Origin of the sequence: Streptomyces sp. ISL-12, from assembly GCF_018614415.1 — a bacterium.
GTDB lineage: Bacteria > Actinomycetota > Actinomycetes > Streptomycetales > Streptomycetaceae > Streptomyces.
The window spans coordinates 22,339-36,350 of sequence record NZ_JAGGOO010000035.1; the positions used below are offsets into that span (position 1 = coordinate 22,339).

The window sequence follows — 14,012 nt, forward strand, 5'->3', positions numbered from 1 at the left end:
CCGGCCGGGACCTGCCGTCCCCGGCCGGGTCCCGGCCGGAGCCGCCGCCTCCGCCACCCCCACGGCACCGGCCACCGGCCCCCGCACCGGCTCCCGGTCGGCCTCGCCGCATCGGGCTCCCGGCCAGCCCAGCCGTATCGGCCCCTGGCCCTTGGCGGTTGGCCCTTGGCCCTTGGCCCTTGGCCCTTGGCCCTTGGCCCTTGGCCCCTGACCCTGACCCCTGGCCCCGGCTACCCCCGGCGCCTCCCCCACCCCCGCCGCACCGGCTCCCGCGCGGACGCCGCCCACACCGCCGCCGCTGCCGCCAGGGCGACGGCCCAGCGGTCGTGGGACTCCGCCCAGCGCGGGTCGCCGCTCTGGACGAACACCGCCCAGCTGTCCGGGACGAACAGCGGGCTGACGACCGCCGCGATGAGCAGGGCCGTCGCCACGGCCCGGCCGGGACGGGTCCGGTCGGTCAGCCGGACCACCGCCGCCGCCGCGGCGAGCGCCAGCAGGACGACGGCCCCCGCCTCCAGGGTGATGCCGCCGGCCGGCGGACGTACGTCCGCGGGAACCAGGAACAGCACCGCCGTCCACCACAGCGCGACCAGGGGCGCGACCAGGGCGGCCCGCAGTGCCTGCCGGGCCGGGCGCGGGACCGGGACGGCGGCCGTGGTGTGCCGGGCGGGGTCGTCCAGGAGGGACGCCAGGCCCAGCCCGCCGGCCAGCGCGGCGCCGCGCAGCGCGAGGAGCGCCGCCCAGGGCGTCGGTTCGTCGCCGGTCCACCGCGCCACCGCGACGAGCAGCAGCCCCACGGCCCCGGCCGCGCCCAGCGCCCACCACGGCACCGTGCGCCCCACCGGCCGCACCAGCTCCGCCACCCATCCCTTCACCCCGCCCTTCGCCCCGCCCTTCACCCCGCCCTTCGCCTTGCCCTGCGCGGCCGTCACGCGCCGTCTCTTGCCCCTCGTCACGCGCCGCACGAGTCGGCCTCGTCCGGCCCGGCGACCCCGAGCAGCTCGGCCGCCCGTGCCGTCGTCAGCTTCGGGGAGGTCAGCTCGCTCCAGTGCTCCCGGACCTTCGCCGCGACGCCGTCCGCCGGCTTCTCCAGCAGGCGCCGTACGACGTCCGTCTGACCGGCGGTCATGCTCAGCGGGTCGGTCGGCGACAGGACGATCGCCGAGCCCTGGACGCTGTCGTCGAGGCGGACCCGGCGCAGGGCGTCCATCGGGTCGTCCTGCCAGCTCAGGGCGAGCCACATGACGGTCACCATCCGCCCGTCGCACACCTGGCTGCCCGCCTGCTCGCTGCCCGCGACCAGCACGGCGGCGACGGCGGCGGAGAACTCCGGCACCCGGTTGCCGCCCCACTCGGTGCCCACGGTCACCTGGTCGCGCCGGGTCAGCGGGGGGATCGCGGAGTCGCTCTCCAGGCCGTAGCGGGCTTCGATCCGCTGCCGTACGAGCAGGGAGCGGTCGCGCGCCTCGTCACCGGTGAGCGACCGCACCCGGTCCACCACGTCGGCCCAGTCAGCGGTGCGCGGCATCCACTCCTCGAACGCGCAGTACGTCGTCCCGTCCCGCTCGACGCACTTCTGCTCCTTCTCGGGGCTGACCGAGGCCCGTTCGCGGGCGGCGACCAGTTCCGCCGACTCGCCCCGGGACTGCGCGACGCCCCCGACCAGGCCCATCACCAGCGCCACCGCGAGCCCCGCCTTGACGGCCGCGCCCCGGCCCCCGCCGGCCAGCACCGCGAGGAAGGCCAGGCACAGCGCCACACCGGCCAGGTACAGGGCGTGCCAGGCGGCCGGACGGCCGATCAGGTCGGAGGGCAGGGGCTGGCCGCCGGACGTGGAGACGACCGGGCTCAGCCAGGCCCCGGCCTCACCGCCGAGCGGCAGGCTGCCGAGCATCGAGGTGAACAGGAAGAACACGCCCAGCAGCGGCGCCGCCCACGCCGAGGCCACCAGCCGGGCCAGCAGGATGCCGCCCGCCCCCAGCAGCAGTACGGTCAGCGGCCCCACCAGCAGTTCGGCCGGCGAACCCTGCCCGACCGCCCCCGGCTTGAGCGCTTCCCAGCCGAACTGCCCGCCCACGAACACCGCGGTGAGCAGCACCACCGGCACCAGCGACAGCACGTGCGCCGCCGTACGCCGCCCGCGCGGCATCACCAGGGCCCCGAACCACTCCTCGGTGTGGTGCCGACGGGAGCGCAGCGCGGCGAAGTTGGCGCTCAGCAGCACCGCGAAGCCGACGAGCAGCGGCCAGCCCTGCGTCGACCGGTCGGCGTCCTGGAGGACCGGGAAGCCGTCCCACGACGACCGGGTCCGCCACACGATCAGGACGGCGTACAGCACGAAGGCGATCAGCACCGGCACGCTCAGCACCAGCCGCCGCGCCTCCAGCCGGGCCAGTTCGAGCACGGCTCGCGCCCCACCGCCGTTCGCCCGGCCGTCCACCGCCACCGGCGTCTCCTCCAGCACCGCGCTCATGCCGCCACCTCCGCGCCCGAGCCCGAGCCCGCGCCGTCGAGGACCAGCAGATAGCCGTCCTCCAGGGTGGGTTCGACCAGTTCGGCCCCGTCCGGCGGATCACCGACGTGCCGGAACTCCCCCGTCCCCGTGCGCCACCCGGCCTTCGCGCCCGCGTCCCGCCGCTCACTGCGCCACACCCGCCCGGCCGCCCGCGCGGTCAGCTCGGCCGGCGTCCCGTCGAACCGGATGCCCCCCTCGGCCATCACCAGCACCCGTCGGCACAGCATGGCGACGTCCTCGGTCTGATGGGTGGACAGCAGGACGGTCCGCCCCTCCCCCGCCTCCGCGATCAGCTCCCGGAACCGCATCCGCTGCTCGGGGTCGAGCCCGACGGTCGGCTCGTCCAGCACCAGGAACCCGGGGTCCCCCACCAGGGCGGCGGCCAGCGCGACCCGCTGCCGCATCCCGCCGGACAGCTTCCTGATCCGCCGCCCCCGCACCTCCCCGAGCCCGACCTCCTCCAGTACCCGCCGCACCTCGCGGTGGCGGGCGCCCCGGTCGGTCATCTCCTTCAGGACGGCCACGTAGTCCACGAACTCGAAGGCGGTGAACCCCGGATGGAAGCCGGGCGTCTGCGGCAGGTACCCCAGCCGCCGGCGCACCTGCTGCCGGCCGCCCGCGGTCCCCGGGTCGTGCCCCAGCACGGTGAACGCGCCCTCGTCCGCGGGCACGGCCGTGGCCAGCACCCGCAACAGCGTGGTCTTGCCCGCCCCGTTGGGCCCGAGCAGCCCGGTGACGCCCGGCGACAGCCGCAGCCCCACGTCGTCGAGGGCGCGGGTCCGCCCGTAATGCAGGCGCAGCCCGGAGGCGGAAACGGTGATGGTCATACGAAACTCCCGTGTCACGAACGACGAAGAAAAGTCAGTGGACGAACCGCGACCGGTCGAACCGGTCCCGCACCGCGAACAGCACCCCGGCGGCGACCACGGCCACCACCGCGCACACGCCCTGCCCGGCCGCCGTGAACGGCACGAGCGGCCCGTCACCGGACTCCCGTACCGCCTCGGCGGCCAACAGCAGCCCGACCCACGCGCCCCCCACCACCGAGGGCGCGACCACCGGCCCCAGCCGCGGCGTCAGCGCCAGCCCGCCCCCCGTCAGGGCCAGCGCGGGCAGCAGCCAGGCCAGCGCCCGCAGCCCGTAGCCGGGCAGCGCCAGCGTGGCCAGACCGTTCAGCCCGATCCCCACGGCCAGCACGGCGACCGTGCGGATCATCAGCAGCCGGAACCCGTGCAGCGGCGCCACCACCGCGATCTCGTACGCCGGGTCCAGCGCGGGCCCGTACGACAGGGCCACCCCGGCCAGCGGCAGCAGCGGGGCGAGGGCGAGGAAGAGCGTCGGCGTCCCGTCCGGCGACCCGGACGCCAGCACCGCCGTCACGGTCATCGCCAGCACCGCCGCGACCGCTCCCAGCCACGACCCGCGCAGCACCGGCGTGGCCGTCAGCAGCCGGGCCACGTGGTCGGGCACGCCCAGCCGCACCAGCAGCCCCTCGCACCACCCCGCCCGCGGCGCGTCCAGTTCGGCGTCGAGCCGCTCCCACCCGGCGTCCAGCGCCACCGGATCGGTGACCTCCGCCAGCACCGCACGGCACCGCGCGCAGGCGGCCAGATGGGTGTCGGCGGACCACAGCGCGGGCGGCGCCAGCCCACCCCCCGCGTAGGCCCGCAACTCCTCCTCCGGCACGTGCCAGCCGCCGTCGATGTACGCCGTCATGCCAGGGCCTCCCGCAGTTGCTTGCGGGCCCGCATCGCCCGCGTCTTGACCGTGCCCGGCGGAATGCCGAGCAGGACGGCGGCCTCGCGGGTGGTCAGCCCGTCGACGACCGTCGCCTGGAGCACCGCGCGCAGTTCCGGGGAGAGCCGGACGAGGGCGCCCGCGAGATCCCCGTGCTCGACGCCGGCCAGCACCCGCTCCTCCGCCGACACCTCGTCCCGGTGCCGCAGCCGCGCCAGCGCCTGCCGCAGCCGCCCCCGCGCCCCGTCCCCGCGGAGTACGTCGATCAGCCGCCGCGACCCGATCCGCCACAGCCACCCGGCGACGTCCCCGTCCTCCCGGTACCGCGCGCTGCCGCGCCACACCGCGAGGAAGGTCTCCTGCACCACGTCGTCGACGACCCCCGGATCGGCACAGCGGCCGCGCAGCCGGGCCGTCAGCCACGGCGCGTACCGCCGGTACAGCTCCTCGAAGGCCCGCCGGTCACCGTCGCCCGCGACGGCCCGCAACAGCTCCCCGTCGCTTCTCGTTCCGCTCACGTCTCCTCATCGCACGACACCCCCCGACCGGTTCACCCCACCCCACCAGCCCAGCCGCACGACGCCGGAAGCGCCCCTGGACACCGGCCCCGCGCCCCGCACCGCACCGCACCGCCCCGCACCGCACATGCCGACGGAAGCGTCCGTGGGACCCGCACCCGCCCCACGACGGAAACCCTCCCGGGGCCCCGGCTCCGCACCCGCCCCACGACGGAATCGCCCCCCGAAAGACCAAACGACCCGCACCCGCACGACGACGGAAACCCTCCCAGGGACCCGAACCCGCACCCGCCCCACGACGGAATCGCCCCCCGAAGACCGAACGACCCGCACCCGCACGACGGCGGGAGCGGGTCGTGGGGGTGCGGCGCAGCCCGCCGCTTACCCGGTCCCACAGAGGTGACGACTCCCCCCGCCCGGGCGTCCATCCGGCGGCGGGCTCGCCGCACCCCCGCGCACCCCGGACCCGCCGGAGGCACCCCGCACCCCCAAGCCGCCCCCCGCTATCCCCCACGCCATCTCCCCGTAACCATCGATTCAGACGAGCTTGCGACGCTCACCGAATGCAGCCCGCCGTGCCAGAGCCTTCACCGCCCCCGGAGGGAACCCCGCTTCCGCCCGTTCCTTCCGACGCGCCTGTCCTGCTCGGTGCGCGGAAGAATAGGTCCATGAGTCAGTCGAACCCCCAGGCAGAGGTCCAGCACACGCAGCCCTCCGTGGGCTCCATCGCCGCGCACCGCCCGCACACGATCGCCGCCGCGGTCTCCGACCTGGAGCCCGACCTCGACTCCGACCTCGACGCGTACGAGGACGACCTGGACGAATCCCAGGCCACCGGCGTCGGCAACGGCAACGGCTACGGCCACGGCAGGGCCACCCCCCTCCCCCGGAACCGCTTCCTCGACCGCGAGCGCAGCTGGCTGGCGTTCAACGAACGCGTCCTGGAACTGGCCGAGGACCCGAACACCCCGCTCCTGGAACGCGCGAACTTCCTCGCGATCTTCGCCAGCAACCTGGACGAGTTCTTCATGGTCCGCGTCGCGGGCCTCAAGCGTCGCATCACCACCGGCGTCGCCACCCGCTCCGCCTCCGGCCTCCAGCCCCGCGAGATCCTGGAGATGATCTGGGCCCGCTCACGCGAGCTGATGGCCCGGCACGCCGCCTGCTTCCACGAGGACGTCCTCCCGGCCCTGGCCGAAGAGGGCATCCACCTGGTCCGCTGGAGGGAACTCGCGGAGAAGGAGCAGGCCCGCCTGTTCACCCTCTTCCGCCACCAGATCTTCCCGGTCCTGACCCCTCTCGCGGTCGACCCGGCCCACCCCTTCCCGTACATCTCGGGCCTGAGCCTCAACCTCGCGGTCGTCGTCCGCAACCCGGTCACCGGCCACCGCCACTTCGCCCGCGTCAAGGTCCCGCCGCTGCTCTCCCGCTTCCTGGAAGCCTCCCCGGGCCGCTACGTCCCCATCGAGGACGTCATCGCCGCCCACCTGGAAGAACTCTTCCCCGGCATGGAGGTCCTGGAGAGCCACGCCTTCCGCGTCACCCGCAACGAGGACCTCGAAGTAGAAGAGGACGACGCCGAGAACCTCCTCAAGGCGCTCGAAAAAGAACTCATGCGCCGCCGCTTCGGCCCCCCGGTCCGCCTGGAGGTCGAGGAGAGCATCGACCGCGAGGTGCTGGACCTCCTGGTCCGCGAGCTGAAGATCACCGAAGCCGAGGTCTACCCCCTCCCCGGCCCCCTGGACCTCACCGGCCTCTTCCGCGTCCACAGCCTGGACCGCCCGGAGCTGAAGTACCCGAAGTTCGTCGCCGGCACCCACCGCGACCTCGCCGAGGTCGAGTCCGCCTCCGCCCCCGACATCTTCGCCGCGCTCCGCAGCAGGGACGTCCTCCTCCACCACCCGTACGACTCGTTCTCCACCTCCGTACAGGCGTTCCTGGAGCAGGCCGCCGAGGACCCGGACGTCCTCGCCATCAAGCAGACCCTCTACCGCACCTCCGGCGACTCCCCCATAGTCAACGCGCTCATCGACGCCGCCGAGGCCGGCAAGCAGGTCCTCGTCCTGGTCGAGATCAAGGCCCGCTTCGACGAGCACGCCAACATCAAGTGGGCCCGCAAGCTGGAAGAGGCCGGCTGCCACGTCGTCTACGGCCTGGTGGGCCTCAAGACCCACTGCAAGCTCTCCCTCGTCGTACGCCAGGAGGGCGAGACCCTCCGCCGCTACAGCCACGTCGGCACGGGCAACTACCACCCGAAGACGGCCCGCCTCTACGAGGACCTCGGCCTGCTCACCGCGGACCCGCAGGTCGGCGCGGACCTCTCCGACCTCTTCAACCGCCTCTCCGGCTACTCCCGCCGGGAGACGTACCGCCGTCTGCTCGTCGCCCCCAAGTCGCTCCGCGACGGCCTGGTCTCCCGTATCCACAAGGAGATCCAGCACCACCGCGCCGGCCGCCCCGCGTACGTCAAGATCAAGGTCAACTCGATGGTCGACGAGGCGGTGATCGACGCCTGCTACCGCGCGAGCCAGGCGGGTGTCCCGGTCGACGTGTGGGTGCGCGGCATCTGCGCGCTGCGTCCCGGCGTGGAGGGCCTGTCGGAGAACATCCGGGTCCGTTCGGTCCTCGGCCGCTTCCTGGAGCACTCCCGGGTCTTCGCGTTCGGCAACGGCGGTGAGCCGGAGGTGTGGTTCGGCAGCGCCGACATGATGCACCGCAACCTCGACCGCCGGATAGAGGCCCTGGTCCGGGTCACCGACCCGGCCCACCGGGCGGCCCTGTGCCGCCTGCTGGAGACCGGCATGTCCGACACCACCGCGTCCTGGCACCTCGGTCCGGACGGCGAGTGGACCCGGCACGCGACCGACGCGGACGGTCACCCCCTGCGCAACGTCCAGGAGATGCTCATAGACGCCCGGAGGCGCCGGCGTGGCACAGCGACACCTTGAACCGACGCACCCCCCGTCCCGGCCGGCCCCGTCCGGCCCACCCCCGCTGCCCGGCCCGGCGCCGGCGGACAGCTCTGCGCAGGTGGACAGCCCGATGCAGCCGGACAGCACCGCGCGAACAGACAGCGCCGCGCGAACAGACAGCGCCACGCGAACAGACAGCACCGCGCGAACATACAGCCCCCCGCGAACAGACAGCACCGCACGAACAGACAGCACCGCGCGAACAGGCAGCCCCCCGCAGGCGGACGCCCCGCTCCGGCCGGACACCCCGCCCCGGCCGGACGGCCCGGTGGACGCCGACGCCCTCGCCCGCTACCTGCGCGCCCAGGCCACGGAGTTCCTCCGCGCCCTGCGCCTGCACCGGGAGAACGGCGCGGGCGCGCACGCCGTGGACGGCTCCGTCGACGCGGCCCGCGCCCTGCGCCGCGCGGCCCGCCGGATCAGCGGCAGCCTGCACACCTTCCAGGCGCTGCTCGACGGCGACTGGGCGGAGGACATCCGCCCCGAGCTGGCCTGGCTGTCGGGCACGCTGGCGATGGAGCACGCGTACGCGTCCCGCCTCGAACGCCTGCTCCAGGCCCTGCACCGGCTGTCCGGCGTCTCGGTCTTCCCGGACCTGCCCCCGGGCGTCCCCGCCCAGCAGGCGGCCGGAACCGAGCGCGGCGCCCTCACCGTGGGCGCGGCCAAGGCGGGCGCCCTGCTGGACCGCCAGCTGACCCTGGCCCGCACCCGGGCCCACTCCACGGCGCTGCAAGCCCTGGGCAGCAGCCGCTTCCACGCGGTCGCCGACAAGGTCGCCGTCCTGGCCAGCGACGTCCCGCTGGCCACCGGCGCGGCCGGCGCCGACCTGCGCCCGCTGGCCGCCGCCGCCGAGGAGCGCCTCACCGACGCCGTGGCCGCGCTGCCCCTGGTCACCGCCGGCAGCCCCTACAACGCGGAAGCCCTGGTCCACGGGCTGTCCGCGGACCCGGCCCCGCATCCGCAGGACGCGCCCTGGCACCAGGTACGCCTGCTGCTGCGCCTGCACCGCTACGCCCGTGAGGCCGTCACCGGCGGCGACGCCCCCGTCGGCGTACGCCTGCTCGCGGCCGGTGAGGCCCTGGACCGGCACCGGGACGCCGCGGAGGCCGCCGCGGCCGCCGCCCAGGCGGCCCGCACCCCCCGGATCGCCCCGGCGACGGCGTACGCGCTGGGCGTGCTCCACGCCGACCAGCGGCATGAGGTGGAGGCGGCGCGGTACGCGTTCCAGCACTGCTGGCGCAAGGAAGCCGTCGGCACACCGTAGGCCCGGCACCGAGCGGAGGCATCCGTGAGCACCCCCGACGGCACCACGGTCCTCGCGGCCGGCTGCGTCCTGTGGCGCCGCTCGCCGGTCACCGGCGGGACGGAGCTGTGTCTCGTCCACCGGCCGAAGTACGACGACTGGTCCCACCCCAAGGGAAAGCTGAAGCCGGGCGAGGACGCCCTCGCCGGCGCCCTGCGCGAGGTCGCCGAGGAGACCGGGCACACGGCCGCGCCGGGCCCCGAGCTGCCCACCGTGCGCTATCCGGCCGACGGCCGGCCCAAGCAGGTGCGCTACTGGGCCGCCGAGGCCGTCTCCGGCACGTTCGTACCGAACGACGAGGTGGACCGCGTCCTGTGGCTGGCACCCGACGCCGCCCGGGCCCGGCTCACTCGACCGAGGGACCGCGCCCTGGTCGACGCCCTGCTGGCCACCGCCCGCCTGCCATAGTCGGGGTGACAGCCCACCGGAATCACCCCGTGTCCTCGACGTAAGCGTTCCGTGACCTCACCGCACCGTCCCCAGGGGTTCACCCCGCGTTCATTTACGGCCATCGGCGCCTTCACCTGTTCTGCCTAATTTCGGCCTTACCCGATACGGGGCGCACCTGGAAAACGCGTTCGTATCGCCCAGTTTTCCTATCCAGTCCCCAGCACCAGTCTTCGCACGCCGCCGAATCAGGACGGCGGCTCCAGGAAGGACATTCCTCAAGTGAAGCTTCAGCGCATGAACCGGCGGGCCCTCGCTCTCGGTGCTCTCGCCGTCTCCGGCGCCCTGGCCCTCACGGCGTGCGGCTCCGACGAAACCGGTGACACCGGCAGCGGCGACTCGTCGGCGAGCGCCAAGGCCGGGAACATCGACTGCGGTGACGCCTCGGGCCAGCTGCAGGCGTCCGGCTCCTCCGCCCAGAAGAACGCGATCGACGCCTGGGTGAAGCAGTTCGCCGCGGCGTGCAAGAGCGTGCAGATCAACTACAACCCGACGGGTTCGGGCGCCGGTATCACCGCGTTCACCCAGGGTCAGACCGCGTTCGCCGGTTCGGACTCCGCGCTGAAGCCCGAGGAGATCACGGCCTCCAAGAAGGTCTGCTCCAACGGCCAGGGCATCGACCTGCCGATGGTCGGCGGCCCGATCGCCGTGGGCTTCAACGTCCCCGGTGTCGACACGCTCACCCTGGACGCGGCCACCCTCGCCCAGATCTTCGACAGCAAGATCACCAACTGGAACGACGAGGCGATCGCCAAGCTCAACCCCGACGCCAAGCTTCCCGACCTGAAGATCCAGGCGTTCCACCGCTCGGACGAGTCCGGCACCACGGACAACTTCACCAAGTACCTGAAGGCCGCCGCTCCCGACGACTGGAGCTACGAGCCGGGCAAGTCCTGGGAGGCCAAGGGCGGCCAGTCCGCGTCGGGCTCCTCCGGCCTCGCGCAGCAGGTGACGCAGACCTCCGGCGCCATCTCCTACTTCGAGCTGTCCTACGCCGAGGGCGGCATCAAGACGGTCGACATCAAGACCGAGGCCGCCGAGCCGGTCAAGGCCACCGTCGAGAACGCGACCGCCGCCATCGGCGCCGCCAAGGTCGTCGGCACCGGCAAGGACATGGCGCTGGAGCTGGACTACACGCCGTCCGCCGCGGGCGCCTACCCGATCACCCTGGTCACGTACGAGATCGTCTGCGACAAGGGCAACAAGGCCGAGACCCTGCCCGCGACCAAGGCGTTCCTGAACTACATCGCCTCCGAGGACGGTCAGGGCCTGCTGGCGGAGGCCGGCTACGCCCCGATGCCCGACGAGATCATCACCAAGGTCCGCGACACCATCTCGGGCCTGAGCTGACCCGAGTGCGGTCAGGTCCCCCGCACCTCCGGGGGGCCTGACCGCACCGTCCGGTGCACCGCCGCCAGGAGCCCCCGACACGCGGGCGGCCCCGCCCGGGCCGTCCCCCACGACGGCTCCGCAGACCGGAGAACCCGATGGACATATCGACACAGAATCCCGCAGCCCCACCGAGCCCCCAGCCGACCGAAGCCGACCAGAAGCGGGCCGCCCGCGGCGCCACCCGCCCCGGAGACCGGATCTTCCTCGGCCTCTCCCGCGGCTCCGGCATCTTCGTCCTGGTCCTGATGGCCGCCATCGCGGCGTTCCTGACCTACCGCGCCGCGAACGCGATCAGCAACGACGAAGCCAACTTCTTCACCACCTTCGAGTGGAACCCCACCGCCGTGCCGCCCGAGTTCGGCATCGCGGTCCTGGCCTTCGGCACCATCGTGTCGTCGGTCATCGCCATGGCCATCGCGGTCCCGGTCGCGGTGGGCATCGCCCTGTTCATCACCCACTACGCGCCGCGCAAGCTCGGCGGCACGATCGCCTACGTGATCGACCTGCTCGCCGCCGTGCCCTCCATCGTCTACGGCCTGTGGGGCGCCCTCGTCCTCGTACCGCACCTGACCGGGCTCTACGGCTGGCTGGACGAGTACTTCGGCTGGACCGGCGTCCTCGAATGGAGCGACGGCGCGCCGCGCTCGCTGCTGACCGTGGGCATCCTGCTCGCGATCATGATCCTGCCGATCGTCACCAACGTGAGCCGTGAGGTCTTCCGGCAGGTCCCGCGCATGCACGAGGAGGCCGCGCTGGCCCTCGGCGCCACGCGCTGGGAGGTCATCCGCATGTCGGTGCTGCCCTTCGCGCGCTCCGGCATCATCTCCGCCTCGATGCTCGGTCTCGGCCGCGCGCTCGGCGAGACGATGGCCGTGGCCATGGTCCTCTCCCCGACCTTCGACATCACCGCCAGCCTGCTCGACCCGGGCGGCGGCACGTTCGCGCAGAACATCGCCAGCAAGTTCAACGAGGCCACCCCGATGGGCCGTGACGCGCTGATCGCCTCCGGTCTCGTCCTCTTCCTCATCACCTTGCTGGTCAACGGCGCGGCCCGGATGATCATCGCCCGCCGCAAGGAGTACTCGGGGGCCAACGCATGAGCAACGCCACTCTCACCGAAAAGCCCGGCCAGCGTCCGCCGAGTTCGCTGCGCGGCGCGACCCTGCCCAAGTGGTTCGCGTGGGCGGTCGCCGCGGGCTCGGTCGTGCTGGGCATCGGCATCAGCTTCGCGGCCGGCCTGGACAGCTCCATCCAGTGGGCGCTGATCGCCGCGGTCCTCTTCGTCCTCGGCACCTACGGCATCTCCGCCAAGGTCGAGGGCGGGCGCCAGGCCAAGGACCGGGTGGCGACCAGTCTCGTCTGGGTCGCCTTCCTCCTGGCGGTCATCCCGCTGGCCTCCCTGGTCTGGACGACCGTCAAGCGCGGCGTCAAGGTCCTCGACGGGTACTTCCTCACCCACTCGATGGGCGTCATCGGCGACTTCGAGCCCGGCGGCGGCATCTACCACGCCATCCTCGGCACCGCGGAGCAGGTCGGCCTGGCCGCCGTGATCTCCGTGCCGGTCGGCGTGCTGACCGCGATCTACCTGGTCGAGTACGGCCGCGGCCGGCTCGCGCAGGCCGTCACCTTCTTCGTCGACGTCATGACGGGCATCCCGTCGATCGTCGCGGGTCTGTTCATCCTCAGCCTGTGGGTGCTGATCCTGGACATGGGGCCGTCCGGCTTCGCCGGTTCGATGGCGCTGACCATCCTGATGATCCCGGTCGTCGTCCGCTCCACCGAGGAGATGCTGAAGCTCGTCCCGAACGAGCTGCGCGAGGCGTCCCTGGCCCTGGGTGTCCCGAAGTGGCGCACGATCCTCAAGGTGGTCCTGCCGACCTCCATCGGCGGCATCACCACCGGCATCATGCTGGCCATCGCCCGCATCACCGGTGAGACGGCCCCCGTGCTGCTGCTGGTCTGGGGCACGGACTTCATCAACGCGAACCCGTTCAAGGACGCGCAGGAATCGCTGCCGATGTACATCTACCTGCAGTACAACGCCGGTTCCGAGCCCTCGATCAACCGTGCCTGGGCGGCGGCCCTGACGCTCATCGCGTTCATCATGATCCTCAACCTGGTGGCCCGCGGCATAGCCCGCTGGAAGGCCCCCAAGACCGGTCGCTAAGGCCCTCCCGACCCGAAAGAAGCAGTGATTCACATGGCCAAGCGCATCGATGTCAGCGGCCTCAACGCCTACTACGGCTCCTTCCTGGCCATCGAGGACATCTCGATGACCGTCGAACCCCGCTCGGTGACGGCCTTCATCGGCCCCTCCGGCTGCGGCAAGTCCACGTTCCTGCGCACGCTGAACCGCATGCACGAGGTGACGCCGGGCGGCCGGGTCGACGGCAAGGTCATGCTCGACGACGAGAACCTGTACGGCGCCGGGATCGACCCGGTGGCGGTGCGGCGCGAGGTCGGCATGGTCTTCCAGCGCCCGAACCCGTTCCCGACCATGTCCGTCTACGACAACGTGGCGGCCGGCCTGCGGCTCAACGGCCGGTACAAGAAGTCCGAGATGGACGACGTCGTCGAGAAGTCCCTCAAGGGCGCGAACCTCTGGAACGAGGTCAAGGACCGCCTGAACAAGCCGGGCTCCGGCCTGTCGGGCGGCCAGCAGCAGCGGCTGTGCATCGCGCGGGCGATCGCGGTCGAGCCGAACGTGCTGCTGATGGACGAGCCCTGCTCGGCCCTCGACCCGATCTCCACCCTCGCCATCGAGGACCTGATCGGTGAGCTGAAGGAGCGCTTCACGATCGTCATCGTGACGCACAACATGCAGCAGGCGGCGCGCGTCTCGGACCGTACGGCGTTCTTCAACCTGGCGGCCGTCGGCCAGCCCGGCAAGCTCATCGAGATCGACGAGACGGAGCGAATCTTCTCCAACCCGTCGGTGCAGGCCACGGAGGACTACATCTCCGGCCGCTTCGGCTGAGCCTGCCCCTCTGATCCCTCGCGGTGCTGCATGGCGGTGCCACCGCGAGGAACGGGCCCGCCCCTGGCTCCCGGGGGCGGGCCCATTGCCGTATGCCTGCGGATGCCTGCGGATGCCTGCGGATGCCTGCGGATGCCTGCGGCGCCTGTGC

General features: G+C 72.9%; 12 protein-coding genes. 7 read left to right on the forward strand and 5 right to left on the reverse strand.

Translation table 11 applies throughout. The features are described 5' to 3' along the window. Nucleotides 1-230: 230 nt before the first annotated feature. From J7I94_RS10380 to J7I94_RS10400, 5 genes are read right to left on the reverse strand one after another with little or no spacing between them, the layout of a single operon-like run. Nucleotides 231-932, reverse strand: a complete 702-nt coding sequence (locus J7I94_RS10380) for an ABC transporter (protein ID WP_308114535.1) — start codon at nt 930-932, stop codon at nt 231-233. Between the two features lie 20 nt (nt 933-952). Next, on the reverse strand, nt 953-2,473 hold the full coding sequence (locus J7I94_RS10385; RefSeq protein ID WP_215166705.1) for an ABC transporter permease: 1,521 nt from the start codon (nt 2,471-2,473) through the stop codon (nt 953-955). Next, on the reverse strand, nt 2,470-3,342 hold the full coding sequence (locus tag J7I94_RS10390; RefSeq protein ID WP_215166706.1) for an ABC transporter ATP-binding protein: 873 nt from the start codon (nt 3,340-3,342) through the stop codon (nt 2,470-2,472). The genes J7I94_RS10385 and J7I94_RS10390 overlap by 4 nt, the downstream gene beginning before the upstream one ends. Nucleotides 3,343-3,376: 34 nt before the next feature. After that, complete coding sequence (locus J7I94_RS10395; RefSeq protein WP_215166707.1) at nt 3,377-4,231, reverse strand: zf-HC2 domain-containing protein; 855 nt, start codon at nt 4,229-4,231, stop codon at nt 3,377-3,379. Beyond that, nucleotides 4,228-4,770, reverse strand: a complete 543-nt coding sequence (locus tag J7I94_RS10400; RefSeq protein ID WP_215166708.1) for an RNA polymerase sigma factor — start codon at nt 4,768-4,770, stop codon at nt 4,228-4,230. Before J7I94_RS10400 ends, J7I94_RS10395 begins: the two co-directional genes overlap by 4 nt. Nucleotides 4,771-5,333: 563 nt before the next feature. On the opposite strand from J7I94_RS10400, the gene J7I94_RS10405 reads away from it, so the two are divergent. The 7 genes from J7I94_RS10405 to pstB all read left to right on the forward strand — a co-directional run bounded on the left by J7I94_RS10405 (nt 5,334) and on the right by pstB (nt 13,861). Then, nucleotides 5,334-7,718, forward strand: coding sequence for an RNA degradosome polyphosphate kinase (locus J7I94_RS10405; protein WP_215166709.1), 2,385 nt, complete (start codon nt 5,334-5,336; stop codon nt 7,716-7,718). A gap of 292 nt (nt 7,719-8,010) precedes the next feature. Beyond that, nucleotides 8,011-9,006 (forward strand): CHAD domain-containing protein, encoded by a 996-nt coding sequence (locus J7I94_RS10410; protein WP_215166710.1) that lies wholly within the window; start codon nt 8,011-8,013, stop codon nt 9,004-9,006. 24 nt (nt 9,007-9,030) lie between these two features. Beyond that, on the forward strand, nt 9,031-9,453 hold the full coding sequence (locus tag J7I94_RS10415) for an NUDIX hydrolase (protein ID WP_215166711.1): 423 nt from the start codon (nt 9,031-9,033) through the stop codon (nt 9,451-9,453). Between the two features lie 261 nt (nt 9,454-9,714). Next, nucleotides 9,715-10,842, forward strand: coding sequence for a phosphate ABC transporter substrate-binding protein PstS (pstS, locus tag J7I94_RS10420; protein ID WP_215166712.1), 1,128 nt, complete (start codon nt 9,715-9,717; stop codon nt 10,840-10,842). Between the two features lie 137 nt (nt 10,843-10,979). Then, entirely contained in the window at nt 10,980-11,984 is a 1,005-nt protein-coding gene (pstC, locus tag J7I94_RS10425) for a phosphate ABC transporter permease subunit PstC (RefSeq protein ID WP_215166713.1), read from the forward strand. Continuing rightward, nucleotides 11,981-13,051 carry a phosphate ABC transporter permease PstA gene (pstA, locus tag J7I94_RS10430; protein WP_215166714.1) on the forward strand — a complete coding sequence of 357 codons (1,071 nt, stop codon included), beginning with the start codon at nt 11,981-11,983 and terminating at the stop codon, nt 13,049-13,051. Before pstC ends, pstA begins: the two co-directional genes overlap by 4 nt. 33 nt (nt 13,052-13,084) lie before the next feature. Further along, complete coding sequence (gene pstB, locus J7I94_RS10435) at nt 13,085-13,861, forward strand: phosphate ABC transporter ATP-binding protein PstB (protein ID WP_215166715.1); 777 nt, start codon at nt 13,085-13,087, stop codon at nt 13,859-13,861. Nucleotides 13,862-14,012 lie beyond the last annotated feature (151 nt).